This is a genomic window from Streptomyces sp. NPDC059816, assembly GCF_042732055.1.
Classification (GTDB): domain Bacteria; phylum Actinomycetota; class Actinomycetes; order Streptomycetales; family Streptomycetaceae; genus Streptomyces.
The window spans coordinates 346,465-365,188 of record NZ_JBHWIQ010000001.1; the positions used below are offsets into that span (position 1 = coordinate 346,465).

At 72.6% G+C, this 18,724-nt stretch carries 13 protein-coding genes, 4 tRNA genes and 1 other RNA gene; 9 read left to right on the top strand and 9 right to left on the bottom strand.

The features are described from left to right. Window positions 1-142 precede the first annotated feature (142 nt). The 3 genes from purL to purS are packed head-to-tail and all read right to left on the bottom strand — an operon-like array spanning window position 143 to window position 3,386. Window positions 143-2,398, bottom strand: a complete 2,256-nt coding sequence (purL, locus tag ACFV88_RS01685; RefSeq protein WP_385484832.1) for a phosphoribosylformylglycinamidine synthase subunit PurL — start codon at window positions 2,396-2,398, stop codon at window positions 143-145. Then, entirely contained in the window at window positions 2,395-3,087 is a 693-nt protein-coding gene (purQ, locus tag ACFV88_RS01690) for a phosphoribosylformylglycinamidine synthase subunit PurQ (RefSeq protein WP_385484834.1), read from the bottom strand. Before purQ ends, purL begins: the two co-directional genes overlap by 4 nt. After that, on the bottom strand, window positions 3,084-3,386 hold the full coding sequence (gene purS / locus ACFV88_RS01695) for a phosphoribosylformylglycinamidine synthase subunit PurS (protein ID WP_385484836.1): 303 nt from the start codon (window positions 3,384-3,386) through the stop codon (window positions 3,084-3,086). Before purS ends, purQ begins: the two co-directional genes overlap by 4 nt. A 325-nt stretch (window positions 3,387-3,711) precedes the next feature. Between purS and ACFV88_RS01700 the strand changes: the two genes are divergently transcribed. The 8 genes from ACFV88_RS01700 to ACFV88_RS01735 all read left to right on the top strand — a co-directional run bounded on the left by ACFV88_RS01700 (window position 3,712) and on the right by ACFV88_RS01735 (window position 9,144). After that, window positions 3,712-4,041, top strand: a complete 330-nt coding sequence (locus ACFV88_RS01700; RefSeq protein ID WP_385484838.1) for an Lsr2 family protein — start codon at window positions 3,712-3,714, stop codon at window positions 4,039-4,041. 441 nt (window positions 4,042-4,482) lie between these two features. Continuing rightward, window positions 4,483-4,554 (top strand) — tRNA-Gly (locus ACFV88_RS01705). A gap of 79 nt (window positions 4,555-4,633) precedes the next feature. Beyond that, window positions 4,634-4,706 (top strand) — tRNA-Gly (locus tag ACFV88_RS01710). A 219-nt stretch (window positions 4,707-4,925) separates the two neighbouring features. Continuing rightward, complete coding sequence (locus ACFV88_RS01715; protein WP_385484839.1) at window positions 4,926-6,011, top strand: ABC transporter ATP-binding protein; 1,086 nt, start codon at window positions 4,926-4,928, stop codon at window positions 6,009-6,011. Between the two features lie 86 nt (window positions 6,012-6,097). After that, entirely contained in the window at window positions 6,098-6,841 is a 744-nt protein-coding gene (locus ACFV88_RS01720; protein ID WP_385485185.1) for an ABC transporter permease, read from the top strand. Window positions 6,842-6,938: 97 nt separating this feature from the next. Continuing rightward, window positions 6,939-8,423: a sensor histidine kinase gene (locus tag ACFV88_RS01725; RefSeq protein ID WP_385484841.1), complete on the top strand. Its 1,485-nt coding sequence runs from the start codon at window positions 6,939-6,941 to the stop codon at window positions 8,421-8,423. Further along, window positions 8,420-9,049 carry a response regulator gene (locus ACFV88_RS01730; RefSeq protein ID WP_385484843.1) on the top strand — a complete coding sequence of 210 codons (630 nt, stop codon included), beginning with the start codon at window positions 8,420-8,422 and terminating at the stop codon, window positions 9,047-9,049. The genes ACFV88_RS01725 and ACFV88_RS01730 overlap by 4 nt, the downstream gene beginning before the upstream one ends. Window positions 9,050-9,071: 22 nt before the next feature. Then, a tRNA-Gly gene (locus tag ACFV88_RS01735) sits at window positions 9,072-9,144 on the top strand. Between the two features lie 89 nt (window positions 9,145-9,233). On the opposite strand, the gene ACFV88_RS01740 is transcribed toward ACFV88_RS01735, so the two are convergent. From ACFV88_RS01740 to ffs, 6 genes are all read right to left on the bottom strand, one after another. Next, window positions 9,234-10,133, bottom strand: coding sequence for a phosphoribosylaminoimidazolesuccinocarboxamide synthase (locus ACFV88_RS01740; RefSeq protein WP_385484845.1), 900 nt, complete (start codon window positions 10,131-10,133; stop codon window positions 9,234-9,236). Between the two features lie 109 nt (window positions 10,134-10,242). Next, a complete protein-coding gene (locus ACFV88_RS01745; RefSeq protein WP_385484847.1) occupies window positions 10,243-11,811 on the bottom strand; it encodes a N,N-dimethylformamidase beta subunit family domain-containing protein in 1,569 nt (522 codons plus the stop codon). A gap of 250 nt (window positions 11,812-12,061) precedes the next feature. Further along, window positions 12,062-14,038: a hypothetical protein gene (locus ACFV88_RS01750; protein WP_385484849.1), complete on the bottom strand. Its 1,977-nt coding sequence runs from the start codon at window positions 14,036-14,038 to the stop codon at window positions 12,062-12,064. A 392-nt stretch (window positions 14,039-14,430) separates the two neighbouring features. Beyond that, window positions 14,431-15,684 carry a phosphoribosylamine--glycine ligase gene (gene purD / locus ACFV88_RS01755; RefSeq protein WP_385484851.1) on the bottom strand — a complete coding sequence of 418 codons (1,254 nt, stop codon included), beginning with the start codon at window positions 15,682-15,684 and terminating at the stop codon, window positions 14,431-14,433. Between the two features lie 199 nt (window positions 15,685-15,883). Then, on the bottom strand, window positions 15,884-18,133 hold the full coding sequence (locus tag ACFV88_RS01760) for a DNA polymerase III subunit gamma and tau (protein WP_385484853.1): 2,250 nt from the start codon (window positions 18,131-18,133) through the stop codon (window positions 15,884-15,886). 61 nt (window positions 18,134-18,194) lie between these two features. Further along, an RNA gene (gene ffs, locus ACFV88_RS01765) (signal recognition particle sRNA small type) lies at window positions 18,195-18,291 on the bottom strand. 72 nt (window positions 18,292-18,363) lie between these two features. Between ffs and ACFV88_RS01770 the strand changes: the two genes are divergently transcribed. After that, window positions 18,364-18,451: transfer RNA gene (locus tag ACFV88_RS01770), tRNA-Ser, on the top strand. The last annotated feature ends 273 nt before the right edge of the window (window positions 18,452-18,724 follow it).

Genomic DNA, 18,724 nt, shown 5'->3' on the forward strand with positions numbered 1-18,724 from the left:
TGGCTTGGGAGGTGGTGTGCCGGGGCATGACTGAGCCCTCCGAGCCGGCGGCTGCCGGCTCGGAGGGCTCAGTGGATGCAGTGGATGCAGTGGATGCAGAGGGAGTCAGCCGGACCGGTGGGGTCCGGCTGACCGTTGGTCGTCAGGCCAGCAGCGCCGGGATCGTCTCCTCGTGGGCCGCCTTCAGCTTCGCCAGGGACAGCGTGAACTCGCCCTGCACCTCGACCGCGTCGCCGTCGACGACACCGATCCGGGTGGCGGGCAGGCCCCGCGCCCCGCACATGTCGGTGAAGCGCAGCTCCTCCGACCGCGGAACGGCGACGACCGCGCGCCCCGTCGACTCGGAGAACAGGAAGGTGAACGCGTCGAGACCGTCGGGGACGACCAGTCGGGCGCCGTTCCCGCCGCGCAGGCAGGACTCGGTGACCGCCTGGACGAGCCCGCCGTCCGAGAGGTCGTGCGCGGCGTCGACCATGCCGTCGCGGGAGGCCGAGATCAGGATGTCGGCGAGCAGCCGCTCCCGCTCCAGGTCGACCACCGGCGGCAGTCCGCCCAGGTGCTCGTGGACGACCTCGGACCACGCCGATCCGCCGAACTCCTCGCGGGTGTCGCCGAGGAGGTACAGCAGCTGGCCCTCCTCCGCGAACCCGACCGGCGTGCGGCGCGTGACGTCGTCGATGACGCCGAGGACCGCGACGACCGGCGTCGGGTGGATCGCGGTGTCACCGGTCTGGTTGTAGAGGGAGACGTTGCCGCCGGTGACCGGGGTGCCGAGCACCTGGCAGGCGTCGGCGAGACCACGGGTGGCCTCCGCGAACTGCCACATCACCGCGGGGTCCTCGGGCGAACCGAAGTTCAGACAGTTGGAGACGGCCAGCGGCTTCGCACCGGTCGTGGCGACGTTGCGGTACGCCTCCGCCAGCGCGAGCTGCGCACCCGCGTAGGGGTCGAGCTTGGCGTACCGGCCGTTGCCGTCCGTGGCGACCGCGACACCGAGGTTGGTGTCCGCGTCGATGCGGATCATGCCCGAGTCCTCGGGCTGGGCCAGGACCGTGTTGCCCTGCACGAACCGGTCGTACTGGTCGGTGATCCACGCCTTGGACGCCTGGTTGGGCGAGGCGACGAGCTTGAGGACCTGGTCCTTGAGCTGCGCGGCGTCGGCCGGGCGGGGCAGCTTGTTCGCGTCGTCCGCCTGGAGGGTGTCCTGCCAGTCGGGGCGCGCGTACGGGCGCTGGTAGACGGGGCCCTCGTGGGCGACCGTGCGCGGCGGCACGTCGACGATCTGCTCGCCGTGCCAGAAGATCTCCAGCCGCTCGCCTTCCGTCACCTCACCGATGACGGTGGCGATGACGTCCCACTTCTCGCAGATCTCCAGGAAGCGTTCGACCTTGCCGGGCTCCACGATCGCGCACATGCGCTCCTGCGACTCGCTCATGAGGATCTCCTCGGGCGAGAGGGTCGCGTCGCGCAGCGGCACGGTGTCCAGGTCGACGCGCATGCCGCCGGAACCGGCGCTGGCCAGCTCGCTGGTGGCGCAGGACAGGCCCGCGCCCCCGAGGTCCTGGATGCCGTGGACCAGCTTCTCGGCGAAGATCTCCAGGGTGCACTCGATGAGCAGCTTCTCCTGGAAGGGGTCGCCGACCTGGACCGCGGGGCGGTTGGCCGGGACGCCGCTGCCGGCCTCGAAGGTCTCCGAGGCGAGCACCGAGACGCCGCCGATGCCGTCGCCACCGGTGCGGGCCCCGTAGAGGATGACCTTGTTGCCGGCGCCGGACGCCTTCGCGAGGTGGATGTCCTCGTGCTTCATGACACCCACGCACAGGGCGTTGACCAGCGGGTTGCCCTGGTAACAGGCGTCGAAGACGACCTCGCCGCCGATGTTCGGCAGGCCCAGGCAGTTGCCGTAGCCGCCGACGCCCGCGACGACGCCCGGCAGGACGCGCTTGGTGTCGGGGTGCTCCGCGGCGCCGAAGCGCAGCGGGTCCATGACGGCGACCGGGCGGGCGCCCATCGCGAGGATGTCGCGGACGATGCCGCCGATGCCGGTGGCCGCGCCCTGGTAGGGCTCGATGTACGAGGGGTGGTTGTGCGACTCGACCTTGAAGGTGACCGCGTACCCCTGGCCGACGTCCACGACGCCCGCGTTCTCGCCGATGCCGACGAGGAGGGCGTCCGTCTGCGGGGCCTTGTCGCTGAACTGGCGCAGGTGGACCTTGCTGCTCTTGTACGAACAGTGCTCGGACCACATGACCGAGTACATGGCGAGTTCGGCGCCGGTCGGGCGGCGACCGAGGATCTCGCGGATGCGGTCGTACTCGTCCCGCTTCAGGCCGAGCTGCTGCCAGGGCTGCTCGGCTTCGGGGGTGCCGGTCGCGTGCTTGACCGTGTCCAGCGTCATGCCACGGCTCCCTTCCGCACCAGGTTGTTCAGGATCGAGGTGAAGAACCCGAGGCCGTCGGTGCGGCCGGTGCCGATCAGTCCTTCGACGGCGTGCTCGGGGTGCGGCATCAGGCCGACGACGTTGCCCGCGGCGTTGGTGACGCCCGCGATGTCGCGCAGCGATCCGTTCGGATTGACGTCCAGGTAGCGGAAGGCGACCCGGCCCTCGGCCTCCAGCTCGTCGAGGGTGCGCTCGTCGGCGACGTAGCGGCCGTCGATGTTCTTGAGCGGGACGGAGATCTCCTGGCCGGCGGTGTAGTCGGCGGTCCAGGCGGTGGCGGTGGTCTCGACGCGGAGCTTCTGGTCGCGGCAGATGAAGTGGAGGTGATTGTTCCGCAACATCGCGCCGGGCAGCAGATGCGTCTCGGTCAGCACCTGGAATCCGTTGCAGATTCCCAGGACCGGCATTCCCGCCTTTGCCTCCGCGATGATCGTCTCCATCACGGGCGAGAACCGGGAGATCGCTCCCGCGCGCAGATAGTCGCCGTACGAGAATCCACCCGGGAGGACGACGGCGTCGACCTGCTTCAGATCCTTGTCGCGGTGCCACAGCGGAACGGCCTCGGCTCCGGCGACCCGGACGGCCCGCTGGGTGTCGTGATCGTCCAGGGTGCCCGGAAAGGTGACGACACCGATACGGGCGGTCACTTCGTTCCGGCCTTTCCGGCAGCGGCACCCGCAGAAGACTCAGCGGGCCCGGCGGCCCCGTCAACCCTGACGACGAAGTCCTCGATCACGGTGTTGGCCAGGAACGTCTCGGCCATCTCGTGAATGCGTGCGAGGGCGGCTTCGTCCACCGGCCCTTCGACCTCGAGTTCGAAACGCTTTCCCTGACGTACGTCGGCGATGCCGTCGAAGCCCAGGCGGGGCAGCGCGCGCTGCACGGCCTGCCCCTGGGGGTCGAGGATCTCCGGCTTGAGCATGACGTCGACTACGACGCGTGCCACTGGCACTCCCGGTGTGTGGTGCTGAGCAGGTCGCTTCAGACTACCCGTACGAAATTTCTACCCGCGTAGATTCGTAGGTACCTACGTGACGGCCCTCACCCCGTCCAGGCAGCGTAGTCAACCTTCACCGAAAATCCCGGAAAAGACCGTCCCCGCAATAGACACGACACGTACCGGACACGCTGAACGCAATAAAAGGTCTTCCCCGTTCAATGCCCTGCCCTGTACAAAGGAAAAGGCAATACCGATACTTTGCCTCAAGCAGCCGGACAGTCGGCATCACCGCACCTCAATGCGGCGAGGTCGCACGAAGGGACCGATATTCGTGGCGCAGCGTGTCGTAGTCACTCTCCACGACGACATCGACGGCGGAGAAGCGGCGGAAACGATCGCCTTCGGGCTGGACGGGCAGTCGTACGAGATCGATCTCAATCAGGCCAATGCGAGGAAACTGCGTAAGGCCCTGGCCCCGTATGTGCACGCAGGTCGCAAGGCCCGGGCGGGGGCCCATCCGACCCCCCAGGTGTACCGGCACACCGCGTTGACGCCCGCGCCTTCGGCGGTCCGGGCCTGGGCCCGGTCGCACCAGATGAACGTGCCGCCGCGGGGACGCATCCCCAAGCGGGTGTACGAGGCGTTCGAAGCGGCCAACTGACCGGCCGGGCAGCCAACCGGCTGGCCCGGCCCGGGACTTGCCCGCCCGGGACGGGGCAGCTCAGCGCCTGAGGACCCCCGGCCCCTGGCACTCACCGGCGTCCCCGGCACCCCCGGACAGTCGACTTCCGGTGGTCGGTGTCGCGGCCCTTCGGTCGGGCGGCCCGCGACCCGTCCGGGTGGTGGTTCGCCGTCGGGCGGGGCGCGGAACACCTTCGGGTGTAGCGGGCGGCGGGGTTCCCACCCGGGAAACGGGTGGGAACCGGGAGCCCGTCGACGTCCCGGCGACGCCCCGTCCGCGTCCCGACACTGCCCCGTCTGCGTCCCGGCGCCGTCCCGTCAACGTCCGCGCGGGGCACCGACTTGCGCAGCACCCCCCGTGATCCGTTAGAGTTTGGGCACGCCAACGGGGCGGGGCAGAAAAGCCCAGCTCAGAGGTCGTGCGGGTGTAGTTCAGTAGTAGAACATCCCCCTTCCAGGGGGAAGGCGCAGTGTGCAATTCCTGTCACCCGCTCTGCATCGCTTACCGACCACGCAAGTGGATCAGGTAGGGTGGTGCTCGCGCCGCTCGGTGGAAGCCGGTCGGATGCCATGCGGACGTAGCTCAGTTGGTAGAGCGCAACCTTGCCAAGGTTGAGGTCGCGAGTTCGAGCCTCGTCGTCCGCTCAGGTCGTACTTCGTACGGATTCATCAAGGAAACCCCGGTCACTGGTAGTTGACTGGGGTTTCTTGCATGGGCGGCACCGTCCCGCATCGCTTGCCGCTTCCCTGTCGCCGCTCGCCTCTCGCCGTTCCCTCCCGGCTCCGCGACGTCTGACATTTGTCATGCCCAGTGATGACACCCCACATCGGTTTCCGGACCCGCTCCGGGCGAAAATCGATGACATGACTACCGAAGCGACCGAAGAGCGCGTGATCGACGTCACCGATCTGCGTCGCGTCTACGGGGGCGGTCCCTCCGGGCGCGGTAAGACCGGCAAGAACAACGGCCCCGGCACCGCCGCCGAGGGCGACCGGAACGGGGGCGGCCCGCAGGACAAGACCTTCGAAGCCGTCCGGGGCGTCACCTTCTCCGTGCGGCGCGGCGAACTCTTCGCCCTGCTCGGCACGAACGGCGCGGGGAAGACCTCGACGCTCGAAGTGCTGGAGGGCCTCGCCACCCCGGCCTCCGGGCAGGTCCGCGTCCTCGGCCACGACCCGTACACGGAACGCGCCGTCATCCGCCCGCGGATCGGGGTGATGCTCCAGGAGGGCGGCTTCCCGTCCGAGCTGACGGTCAACGAGACGGTGCGCATGTGGGCGGGGTGCACCAGCGGCGCCCGCCCCGCGCACGAGGCCCTCGACATCGTCGGCCTGCTCAAGCGCGGCCCCGTCCGGGTCAAGCAGCTCTCCGGCGGCGAACGTCGCCGGCTGGACCTGGCGCTCGCCCTGCTGGGCCGGCCCGAGGTGCTGTTCCTCGACGAGCCGACCACCGGGCTCGACGCCGAAGGCCGCCGGGACACCTGGGAGTTGGTGCGCGAACTGCGCGACCGCGGCACCACCGTGCTGCTCACCACCCACTACCTCGAAGAGGCCGAGGACCTGGCGGACCGGCTGGCGATCCTCCACGAGGGGCGCATCGCCGCCGAGGGTCGCGTCGCGGACGTCGTCGCCTCGCAGCCCTCGATCATCGCCTTCCAACTCCCCGACGGCTACCACGTGGGGGACCTGCCGCCCCTGGGTCAGCTCGGGGTCGCCGACCACGACGTCAACGGGCGGACCGTGCGACTGCGCACCCATGAACTCCAGCGGGCCGCCACCGGTCTGCTCGTGTGGGCCGAGCAGCAGTCGCTGGAACTCCGCGGGCTGGACGTCCGCTCCGCCTCGCTGGAGGAAGCGTTCCTGCGGATCGCGCGGGAAGCCGAGGGGCTCAGCAGCTCCACCACCGCCCCGACCAGCCAGAACCCCCACCCGAAGGAGCCGGCGCTGTGAGCACCGCCCCGCCCCGGTCCGCCGATCCGACGGACCGCGTCACGCCCCGCAACGACGCCCGGGCCACCACCACCGCCACCGGGCGCATGACCGCACTCGCCCGGGCCGAGCTGACCCTGTTGGTGCGCAGCAAGGGCACCCTGTTCGCGGCGGCCTTCGTCCCGCTCATCCTGCCGTTCAGCATGCGCGGCGCCACCGAGCAGATGGACCTCGAAGACACCGGGCTGTCCATCGGGACGATCCTGCTGCCCGCGGCCATCGGCTTCTCGCTGCTGTTCGCCGTCTACATGGCGCTCACCGCGATCTTCGTCACCCGCCGCGAGGAACTGGTCCTCAAGCGGCTGCGCGTCGGTGAGCTGCGGGACGTGGAGATACTCGGCGGCGCGGCCCTGCCCTCGGTGTGCATCGCCCTCGTCCAGACCCTGGTGCTCGTCATCGGCTGCATGGTGCTGCTGGACGTGGGGGCCCCGCAGGCCCCGCACCTGGCCGTCCTCGGACTGCTGCTCGGGATCGTGCTGTGCGCGGCGCTCGGCGCCGTGACCGCGGCGTTCAGCCGCAGCTCGGAGAGCGCACAGGTCACGGTCATGCCGCTGGTGCTGGTCTCGATGATCGGTTCCGGGATCACCGTGCCGCTGGAGATCTTCCCCGACGGGCTCGCCAGGGTCGGTGAACTGCTGCCGCTGACCGGCGCGATCACCCTGGTCCGCGGCGGCTGGACCGGGGCACTGTCCGGCGGCGAGACCCTGACCGCCCTGGCCACGGCGGTGGCCTGGACCGCGCTCGCGGTGTTTGCTGTACGCCGGTGGTTCCGTTGGGAACCACGGCACTGACCGTGGGGGCGCGTCCGCCGGGCCCGTCCGCCGCCGGGGGCGCCCGGCGGCGTACCGGACGGGTGAGAAGGGGCGGTGTGAGGGGGTGAGCGGGGTGATGCGCCGACCGGACGCCTGGTGGCGTGACAAGAGCACGACGGCGAAGGTCGAGTCGTACACCCGCGGGTCCTTCCACCTGTTCGCACTGATCGAGATCGCCGTCGCCGGGTTCGTGCCCCTGACCAGCATGCCGCGGACCGCGGGAGTCGTGGTGCTGGTGCTGGTGCTGGTGCACGCGGGGCTGATCTCGCTCGCGGTGTCCCGGTCCCTGGACTGGGTCTGCGGGACCCGGGGCAAGCCCGGCGGCGCCCTGCTGCTGCTCGCCGCGGGCACCGCCGTGATCGCCGTGACCGCACTGCTGCTCGCGGTCTGGGGCATCGACCCGGACAGCCAGGCCCGTGCCGAACAGGACCGACTGTCCGCGGGCGGTGCCTACTACCTCACGATCGTCTCCTTCGGTGCGGGCACCCTCGCGCTCGGCATGCGCGGGACCCGGCAGGTCCTCACGATGGTCTGCACGGCGGGCGCCCTCGCGGCGGGTGGTGGGCTCGCGGTGGGGTTCGGGCCGCTGCCGTCGCTGCTGATGGGCGTGATGATCACGATCTTCAGCGGGTTCGTCGCCCTGACCTCCTCGTTCTCCATCTGGTTGCTGACCGTCGTCATCGAGCTGGACGAGGCCCGCGAGACCCGGACCCGGCTGGCCGTCGCCGAGGAACGGTTGCGCTTCGGGCGGGACCTGCACGACGTGCTGGGCCGCAACCTGGCCGTCATCGCGTTGAAGAGCGAACTGGCCGTGCAGTTGGTCCGTCGGGAGCGGCCCGAGTCGGTGGAGCAGATGGTGGAGGTGCAGCGGATCGCACAGGAGTCCCAGCGGGAGGTGCGGGAGGTCGTCCGGGGCTACCGGGAGGCCGATCTGTCCGCCGAACTCGCCGGGGCGCAGGGCGTCCTCACCGCCGCCGGGATCACCTGCCGGGTGACCGGTTCGGCGGCCGGGCTGCCCCCGCAGGTGCAGTCGGTGCTCGGCTGGGTGGTGCGGGAGGCCACCACGAACGTCCTGCGGCACGGTGACGCCGAACGGTGCGCGATCGCCCTCGTACGGGAGGACGCAACGGTGACCCTGACCGTGGAGAGCGACGGGGTGGCCCCGACCGCCGGGGCCACCGGGGCAGGTGGGACCACCAGGGCGGGCGGGACCGGGCTCGCCGGGCTGCGGGAGCGGTTGGCCCGGGTCGGCGGCACCCTGGAGGCCGGGGCCACTGGGGCCGCCGGAGCCACTGGGGTCGCCGGGGCTGCCGGGGCGACTGGGAATGCCGGGGCCGTCGAGCGGGCCGGGGGGCGGGTGTTCCGGGTCGCGGCCCGCGTACCCCTGACCCCGGACGAAGCGGGTGGGTCCGGTGAGGCCGCTGCGTCCCGTGAGCGGAGCGCGGCCGGTGCGGACGGTGCACGAGGTGCGGACGGTGCACGGGGTGCGGACCTGGCGTCGGGCGACGCCCATGGACGGCGGGGTGGCGACACGTCGACCCCTCAGGAGGCAACGGAATGAGCACGGCAGACGGGAGCCCCGGCGTACGGGTGCTGCTCGCCGACGACGAACACCTGATCAGGGGCGCACTCGCGGCCCTCCTCGCCCTGGAGGACGACCTCCGGGTGATCGCCCAGGCGGCGTCCGGCCCCGAAGCGCTCGCGATGGCCCGTGCCCACCGCCCCGACGTCGCCGTCCTGGACCTCCAGATGCCCGGCGCGGACGGTGTGAGCGTGGCCACATCCCTGCGGGCGGAACTCCCCGACTGCCGAGTGCTCATCGTCACCAGCCACGGCCGCCCCGGTCATCTGAAACGGGCCCTCGCGGCGGGCGTGCGGGGCTTCGTCCCGAAGACCGTGAGCGCCCAACGGCTCGCCGAGATCATCCGCACCGTCCATGGGGGAAACCGCTACGTCGACCCCGAGTTGGCGGCCGACGCGATCTCCGCCGGGGACTCCCCGCTGACCGCCCGGGAGGCCGAGGTGCTGGAGCTCGCCGCTGACGGGGCGCCCGTCGCGGAGATCGCGGAGCGGGCCGCGCTGTCCCCGGGAACGGTCCGCAACTACCTGTCGTCGGCCGCGACGAAGCTCGGCGCGGAGAACCGGCACACCGCGGTGCGGCTCGCGCGCGAACGCGGTTGGGTATAGTGGGCTCCGCCCTCGGGCACCGGCGGACGTAGCTCAGTTGGTAGAGCGCAACCTTGCCAAGGTTGAGGTCGCGAGTTCGAACCTCGTCGTCCGCTCAGGATCGTACGCAGTACGCGGGTGAAGCCCCGGCCGACCACATCGGCCGGGGCTTCACCCGTTCCCGGGCCCCGCAGGACCGCGCCGGTCACTGCCAGGACGTACCCGTCAGACGTTCGTACGCCTCCAGGTACTTCGCCCGGGTCGCCGCCACGACCGCCTCGGGCAACACCGGCGGCGGCACCTCGGCGGCCCGCTCCCAACCGGACGCGGAGGACGTCAGCCAGTCCCGTACGTACTGCTTGTCGTAGGAGGGCTGGGCGTGGCCCGGCTCCCAGGTCTCGGCCGGCCAGAAACGGGACGAGTCCGGGGTCAACACCTCGTCCGCGAGGGTCAGCACCTCCCCGTCGAACCCGAACTCGAACTTGGTGTCCGCGAGGACGATGCCGCGCGAGCGGGCGACGTCGCGGGCGCGCGCGTAGACGGCGAGGGTGGTGTCCCGCAGCGCCTCGGCGGTGTCCGCGCCGACCTGGCGGACCACCTCGTCGAAGCTGACGTTCTCGTCGTGCTCGCCGACCGCCGCCTTGGTCGCCGGGGTGAAGATCGGCTCGGGCAGCTCGGAGCCGTCCGTGAGCCCCTCGGGCAGCGGGATGCCGCAGACCGTGCGGGACTGCTGGTACTCGACGAGCCCGGAGCCGGTGAGGTAACCGCGGGCCACGCACTCCACCGGGACCATCCGCAGCGACTTGCACACCAGGGTGCGGCCCGCCCAGTCGGCCGGCGCACCCGCGGGCAGCTCGGTGCTCAGGACGTGGTTCGGGGCGAGGTCGGCGAGCTGGTCGAACCACCACAGGGACAGCCGGGTCAGCACGCGCCCCTTGTCGGGGATCTCCGTCGGCAACACCCAGTCGTAGGCGGAGATCCGGTCACTGGCGACCATCACCAGGTCCCCCGCGTCATTGCGGTACAGGTCCCGCACCTTGCCGGTGTGCAGATGCACCAGCCCCGGAACCTGAAGCGGTTCGGGCTTTTCGACGAATCCGGACACGAGGCCTCCCCGTGGTTCTGTACGAGTGCTGCCGTGATTGTCCCGTACCGGTGCGGTGGACCTCGGGGCGGGGCGCGCGGGGGGCGTGACAGCGGTGGCGTGCGCCGGCTCAGTCGCGCTTGCAGATGCGGTCGAGGAGGTTCGCGGTGGCCCGCTGGACCCGCGGGTCGACGTGCCCGGGCCGGTCCAACGCGGGTGACCAGGCGAAGGTGCCCGAGGCGAAGACCAGCGCCCCGGACGGTGCGCGGTACAGGGACGTCTCCTGGTGGCGTCGGCCGCCCTCGGTGTCCCGGTACGGGGAGTGCGCGAGGAGGACGCGCTCCTGGTGCCCGGGGAGCGGGGCCCGCGGGAAGTAGCGGTCGGCCTCCCCGGCGACCAGGCCCGGCAGTTCGTCGCCCTCGTGCGCGCCGGTCGCCTCCCACAGCCAGTGGCCGGCATTGCGGACGATCAACGGTTGGGGTTCGGGGACCCGGCCCGCGTACTGGATGCCGATGAGCTGCTGCTCGGGCCGGTCGGCCTCCCGCCACAGCGCGGACTTGCCGGGACCCCGGCGCTTGCGGCAGACCAACAGCCGGTCCGGGGTGCCGGACGCGGACGGGCTCAGCTCGACCTGCCAGTACATGGTGTTGGCGGACAGGAACACCAGCGAGGTGCCCTGCTCCCGGGCCAGTTCGGCGGTACGGCGCATGTTCGCCGACCAGTACTCGTCGTGCCCCGGGAACACCAGCCCCCGGTACCGACTGGGGTCCACCCGGCCCGCGTGCAGATCGGTGGCGTCCGCGTACGCCAGGTCGTAGCCGTACCGCTCGGCCCAGCGGATGAAGTCGTAGGCGTGCCCCACGTGCAGGGGCAGCCCCGCACCGGCGTACGGGCGGTCGAAGGAGACGGTCGTCGCGGCCTCCGACTCGCCGAGCAGCCGGCCGTCCCCGTCCCACGCGTGGTAGAGGCTCGCGCCCGTCCGACCGTTCTCCGGGTACAGGTTGTACGCCTGCCAGGTGATGTCCGGCAGCAGCAGGAGCAGGTCCGCGGGACGGTCGTCGCGCACCGTGAAGGGGATGTGCGAGCGGTACCCGTCGACGGTGGTCAACACCGCGACGTACGCGCCCGGATTCCAGTACGAGGGCACCTGGAGCCGCCAGGACAACCACCAGTGGTGACAGGAGACCGTGCGGTCGGCGGTGAGCGGGGCGGGCTGGACGATGCCCGACAACCGGGGACTGGTGGCGATCTTCGAAGCGCCGTCACCCGCGTAGTGGCCGATGCGGTAGACGTCCACACTGAACTGCTGCGGCGGGTTGACCGTGATGTGGAAATCGATGGCCGCGCCCGGGGCGACCGCGGCGGTGGACGCGAACCCCTTGATCTGACAGCGCACGTCGTCGGCGGTGCGCAAGCCCGAGGACGAGCGGGGCGCGGGCACCCGGGCACCCGGCCGGGCGGTACGGGCCGGGGCGGGAACGGCGGGGCGGTCACGGGGACGGGCCGTGTCCGGCGGGGTGTCGACGTACCAGGGGACGACCTGTCCCGTGTCGTCGAAGAAGTGCTCACGGCCCCGCAACCAGGGGAGCGGACCCAGACCGAAGGGGTCGTTCACCGCGTGGGCGAGGGCACCCGACTCCCAACGGCTGATGCGTCGCGGCTTCTCGCGCGGGGTCTGTTCCTCGTCCTTCGGCGCCATGCGGTCCCCTCCCTGAGTCCCCCGGGCCCGGTCCTCCGCCCGGGCGCTGCGCCGCGGGGCGGACCCAGCACATCACATTACGCACGCGTTCCGTCACCGTTCGTCGTTATTTGGCGGTGTTCCATGCGTCCTGAGCGGGTACACGGCACGTACGGGGGACGGCTCCGCCCTCCGCTGCGCCCCCGTGTCCGGCGTTCACGCGTTCGTCGAGCGCCATGGGCCGGTCAACCGGGGCGTGCGGAACGGGCGTTCAGACCAGGCGCAGCGGCTTGTCGGTACGGACGCACCGGTCGCTGAGCCAGCCGCGCAGGGGTGCGGGGTCGCCCCGGTCCACCAGGGTCAGGACCCGGGCCGGGAGGTCGGCCACCCGTTCCCCGGCGATGAGCAGCGAGGGGCCGTCCAGCCAGTCGAGGCCGGGGGCCGCGCCCGCGGTGTCGACGGCCGCGCAGCACACCGTCGCCAGTACGTGTTCGGCCAGCAGGTCCCGGCCGCTGCGCGGCGGCTGGAGCGGGAAGAGGGGCAGGACTCCCTCGTTCCACAGGACCTCGTCGGCGGACCGGCCGGCGGGGGCGCCGGGGCGGGGCGGGCCCTCCTCGCGGGCCAGTTGGGCGGTGAGCGCCGCGGCCAGTTCCCCGGAGCGGGGGGTGCCGGGGGCTTCTTCGTCGCCGTCCTCGCCGTACGCCGCGTGGTCGTCGTACGTTCCGACCTCGTCGTACGCCGTGTGGTCGTCGTACACCGCGTGGTCGGGGTGCGTCCCGTGGTCGGGGTCGTCGTAGGTACGGGGGTGGGTGCCGTCGTCGGGGCCGTCGTCGCCGGGACGGTCGTCGGGGCCGCTGCTGGTGGGGGTGTTGCTGGTGGGGTCCGGGGGGAGGTGCCCCGGACCGGCTATCGGTGCGGGGGCGGTGGGCTGCGCGGGGGCGGACGGCGCCGGGGCCGGCAGGGTCAGGTGGTCGAGGACCCGGGCCAGCGTCGGACCGCCGCCGCCCCGCGGCACGCCCGCCGCGTCCAGGACCCGGTGCAGTCGGGCCGCCTCGGTCCGCCAAGTGCGGTCCACGACTTCCTCGGGGTACGCCTGCCAGGCCACGGGGGCCCAGTCCCGTCCCGTCTCGGCGGGCCCGCCGTGGAACAGCCGCGCGGCGAGCAGCGAGGCGGCCTCGTCGACCGCCCCGGGTTCCTCCAACAGGTCACAGGCGGGGCGTTCGCCGAGCCGGGCCGCGAACCCTTCGGCGAGCCGGTCCCGTCGGGAGAGTTCCGTCAGCGCGGCGACGACCCCGGCGTCGAGCCGCGCGGGCCAGCGGCCGACCCGCCACGCCGGCAGCGCCACCCTGGTCAGCAGTCGGTCCCAGCCCGCGTACGCGAGCCCGACCTGTTCCTGCGCGACGATCCGCAGCCCGTAGTCGACGTCCTGCGCACGCTCGGCCGCCGCCGCGGCGACCCCGCGTTCCATCTCGGTGGCGTCCGTGCGGCAGGCCCGCAGCATCAGGCGCGCGATGCCCCCCGTCACCCCGAGCGCGAGCCGTGCGAGCGGGCCGCGGCCCGGTTCGGAGGCGACGGCGACCGCGGCGTCGAGCCCGCGGACGAAGCGCCGGGCGGCGGCGATGTCGGGGTGCGCGGAGGGGCCCGTGCCCGCGACGACGGGGGCGAGGACGGCCCGCAGTTCGGCGACCCGCATCCACCACAGGAACGGTGACCCGATGATCAGCACGGGGGCCTCCCGGCCGGACTCCCGGTCCTTCGGGGGCTTGCGGCGCCGTGCCGCCGTGTTCCCTCCGGTGGGGCCGGCGGCCGGCTCCGTGCCGGGGGAGGGCTTCTGCGACCGGTGCGTACGGTCTTCCAGCCAGCTGTCGCAGTCGGGGGTGAGGGCCACCGCCGAGGGGACGGGCACGTCGAGACGGTCCGCGAGGTCCCGGACCAGCCGGTACAGATCGGGCGCGGAACTCTCACTGATCGGCACGGTCGGACTGACCGCCGGCCGGGACCGCGTCACGACCAGCCCGATGCCCGCCGCCACGAGCAGCACCGCGACGGCCGTCCCCGTGAGCACCCAGCGGGCCACGTCCCAGCCGCCGCCCCGGGCGAAGTGCCCGCTCACCTGACCCGCGAAGAGCACGACCGCGGCGGCGGCGGGCAGCAGGGCGACGGCCGTGGCCCTGCTGCGGACCCGCAGCACGGCGAGGGCCCGGGAGCGCGCGGACAGCGCGGTCACCTCCACACCCGTGTCGGACACGACCGGACCTCACCCCCTACCGTCCGCCCGGGGCGATCCGGCGACCGGACCGCTTCGGGGCTCCCTTGGCGTTGTTCACTCCCCCACTGTGGCACCGCCCCACGACATCGCAATGCCGCTGGGCCAAGTGCCGGAACGCATGCGCCGCACCCTAGTTGGGCCCCCGGCCGTCGTCAGCCGTATAGACCATTGGTCACTCGATGGAATGGCTTTGGGTAGAGGTGGCTGGCAAATGCTGGCGGCAACACGAACACGTGCCCGAGTGCGTACGGCTCCTCTGGACGCCTCTGGACGTGCGCCTCTGGACGTGCGACGGCCCCGGTGCGGTACGGGGTGCGTACCGGGCCGGGGCCGTGCGGAGGGTCACCGGGCGTCGGGGCCGGGCGGGGCGCTCAGGCGTCGGCCGCCGCCTTCGCCGCGATGTCGGTGCGGTGCTGACCGCCGTCGAGCCCGATGCGCCCGACCGCCGTGTACACGCGCTCGCGGGCCTGCGTGAGGTCGGTGCCGGTCGCCGTCACCGACAGGACGCGTCCACCGGCGCTGAGCACCCGGTCCCCGTCCTGCGCCGTGCCGGCGTGCAGCACGTACGCGTGCGGCGCGTCCTCGGTCGCCACCGCGTCCAGCCCCTCGATGGGGTCACCGGTGCGCGGGGTCCCCGGGTAGTTGTGCGAGGCGACGACGACGGTGACCGCCGCGTCGCCGCTCCAGCGCAGCGGCTCGATGTCGGCCAGAGTGCCCCGGGCGGCGGCGCTCAGCACCCCGGCGAGCGGGGTGCGCAGCCGGGCGAGGACGACCTGCGTCTCGGGGTCGCCGAAACGGGCGTTGAACTCGATGACCCGCATCCCGCGCGAGGTGATCGCCAGCCCCGCGTACAGCAGTCCGGAGAACGGGGTGCCGCGCTTGCGCAGTTCGTCCACGGTCGGCTGGAGGACGTGCTCCAGCACCTCGGAGACCAGCTCGGGGTCGGCCCACGGCAACGGCGAGTACGCGCCCATGCCGCCGGTGTTGGGGCCTTCGTCGCCGTCCAGCGCCCGCTTGAAGTCCTGGGCGGGCTGGAGCGGGACGACCGTCGTCCCGTCGGTGATCGCGAAGAGCGAGACCTCGGGACCGTCGAGGAACTCCTCGATGACGACGCGTTCGCAGGCGGCCGCGTGCTCCCGGGCGGCCGTCAGGTCATCGGTGACGACGACGCCCTTGCCGGCGGCGAGCCCGTCGTCCTTGACCACGTACGGGGCGCCGAACGCGTCGAGCGCCTCGTCGGCCTCCTCGGGGTCGGTGCACACGTAACTCCGGGCGGTCGGCACCCCGGCGGCGGCCATGACGTCCTTGGCGAACGCCTTGGAGCCCTCCAGCGCCGCCGCCTCGCGCGAGGGGCCGAAGCAGTCGATTCCCGCGGCGCGCACGGCGTCGGCGACCCCGGCCACCAGGGGGGCCTCGGGGCCGACGACGACGAGGTCGGCTTCGAGGCGCGCGGCGAGCGCCGCCACGGCGGCCCCGTCGAGCGCGTCGACCGCGTGGAGTTCCGCCACCTCGGCGATGCCTGCGTTCCCGGGCGCGCAGTGCAGGGAGGTGACGTCGGGATCGAGGGACAGTGAGCGGCACAGGGCGTGTTCGCGGGCGCCGCCGCCGATGACGAGGACCTTCACGCCCGCCAGCCTAACCGCCGGCCCGACCCGGCTCGTGCGGGTGTCCGATGCTCGGACGCCCCCGGACTGGGAGGTTCCTACGAACCGCCGCCCCGACGGACGGCCCTTCCCCCGCGGCTCCTGGGGTACTTCGGGTACTTCGGGTCCCTTGGGGTTCTTCGGGTCCCCTGGGGTTCTTCGCCTGTGGTCGACCACCGGCTCACTCGTTGGAGAACTCCTCCAGGACGGTCGCGCCCAGTTCGCGGACGATGAGGTCGTGGCCCGAGAGGGCGGACTCGTCGAGGTCTGGGTCGTCGTCCTCGGGGACGTCGTCCTCCGGCGCCACGGAGTGCACCGGTTCCGGCGCGTGGTGGCGGGCCGGTGGCGGCGGGGCGGCGGGTGCCGGCTGACCGCCCGGGGCGCCGCCCGGGGACTGGGGGGCGGGGGGCGCGGGCTGTTGCGGGGCGGGCGGCCGGGGCGCCGCGGGGGCGGAACCGTAGGCGGGCGGCGCCCCCTGGGGAGCGGGGCGTCCGCCGAAGTTCCCCGCGGCGGGCGGCGGTGCGGAGCCTCCCGAGGGGTCGACGATCGCCTCGACCCTCCACTGGACGCCGAACTGCTCGCTGAGGGCCTGCCGCAGGACGTCCTCGCTGCCGCTGCTCGCGAAGTTGTCGCGCGCGCCGGCGTTGACGAACCCGAGTTGGATGGTGGTGCCGTCGAAGCCGGCGACCTGGGCGTTCTGGCTGAGCAGGATCCAGGTGAAGCGGCGCCGGTTCTTGACGGCTTCCAGGATGTTCGGCCAGAGGGCGCGGGGGTCGAGCCCGCCGGCGGGCGGCGCCGTGGGGGCGGGCGCGGCGGGTGCCCGGGGCGGCTGGGCCGCGGGCGCAGGAGCGGTGGGCTGGGTCGGCTGGGCGGGCGGTGCGGTGGGGCTGCCCGCAGGCGCGGGGGGGCCGCCGCCCGCGGCGGCGGGGGTGGGCCAGCCGCCCGGGCGCCGCGCGGCGGCGGCCTGCGGCGGGGCTGCGGGGGTCGCCGGGGCGACGGGTGCGGGGGCCGGCTGCGCGAAACCCTGCGGTACGGGGGCAGGCTCGGCGGAGGGCGCGGTCGGGGCGTGGGGCGCCGGGCCGGGCGGGGGCTCGGGGGCGAGGTCGGGGGCGGGCTGCGGCGGAGCGGGCTGCGGCGGGGCGTACGGGGCGGGCTGTACGGGTGGGGGCTGCACGGGCGAGGGCGCGGGTGCGGTGACCCCACCCGCCCCACCTGCCCAGCCGGCACCGCCCGTACCCACGGCACCGCCCACGGCACCGCCGAGACCTACGGCGCCGTTGCGCTCCAGCCGTTCGAGCCGGGCCATGACGGAGCGCTCGTCGTCGTAGGCGGCGGGCAGCAGCACGCGGGCGCAGATCAGTTCGAGCTGGAGCCGGGGCGAGGTGGCCCCGCGCATCTCGGTGAGCCCCTCGTAGACCAGGTCGGCGGCCCGGCTCAACTCGGCGCCGCCGAAGACTCCGGCCTGGGCGCTCATCCGCTCGATGACATCGGCGGGGGCGTCGATGAGGCCCTTCTCGCTGGCGTCGGGAACGGCGGACAGGATGACCAGGTCGCGGAGGCGTTCCAGCAGGTCGGCGACGAAGCGGCGGGGGTCGTTGCCGCCCTCGATGACCCGGTCGACGACCTCGAAGGCCGCGGCGCCGTCCCCCGCGGCGAAGGCGTCCACGACGGAGTCGAGCAGCGAACCGTCCGTGTACCCGAGGAGCGAGGTGGCCATCGCGTATGTGACGCCCTGCTCGTCGGCGCCGGCGAGCAGCTGGTCCATGACGGACATGGAGTCACGGACGGAACCCGCCCCGGAACGGACGACGAGGGGGAGCACGCCGTCGGCGACGGGGATGTTCTCCCGGCCGCACACCTCACCGAGGTAGTCCCGCAGGGTGCCGGGCGGCACCAGACGGAACGGGTAGTGGTGCGTGCGCGAGCGGATCGTGCCGATGACCTTCTCGGGCTCCGTGGTCGCGAAGATGAACTTGAGGTGCTCCGGCGGCTCCTCGACGACCTTCAACAGGGCGTTGAAGCCGGCCGTCGTGACCATGTGGGCCTCGTCGATGATGTAGATCTTGTAGCGACTGCTGGCGGGCCCGAAGAACGCCTTCTCCCGCAGGTCACGGGCGTCGTCCACACCACCGTGGGAGGCGGCGTCGATCTCGATCACGTCGATGGAGCCGGGGCCGCCGCGCGCGAGGTCGCGACAGGACTGGCACGCGCCGCAGGGGGTGGGCGTGGGGCCCTGCTCGCAGTTCAGACAGCGGGCGAGGATGCGCGCACTGGTGGTCTTGCCGCACCCGCGCGGACCGCTGAACAGGTACGCGTGGTTGACCCGGTTGTTCCGCAGGGCCTGCTGCAGGGGCGCAGTGACATGCTCCTGCCCAATGACCTCGGCGAACGACTCCGGGCGATAGCGGCGGTACAGCGCGAGAGACGACACACCTACGAGGTTATAGGCGCCCACCGACAACCCGGACCGGAAGCCCGTCGCGCCCACCCCACGCAAACGCCCCCCACGCACCCGCCAGAGCCGACCTACCCTTGCTGCCTTCCGGCCCTGGGGGAGTTCAGTCAGATAGCGCCACGTGAGGGGCTGCGCACAGAGTACCCGATCCGGGGGGCTCCGAACGAGTTCGCGAGCACGGCTCGGCGTCATGTAATGTCTCCAGCGGAGGATTCGCCTAGTGGCCTAGGGCGCACGCTTGGAAAGCGTGTTGGGGGCAACCCCTCACGAGTTCGAATCTCGTATCCTCCGCCAGTGCCTCACCGGGCACTAACGTCGAAGGCCCCCGCCGCAAGGTGGGGGCCTTCGACGTGCGTGGTCTCAGTTTTGGTCTCAGTTACGCGGAGCCGACACCCGTGGACACCCACAAGCAGGCCCTGGCTTCTCTGCCGGTGATCGGGCACCGGGGTCGTGATCGTCGGGCCGTGTCGAGACCAAGATCCCCTTGGGAGCATGAGGCTCCACGGCGACGCGCGGGCCGCACCAGCCCGGGTCAGCCACTGGAAGCGACCAGCAGAGAGGTCGGCC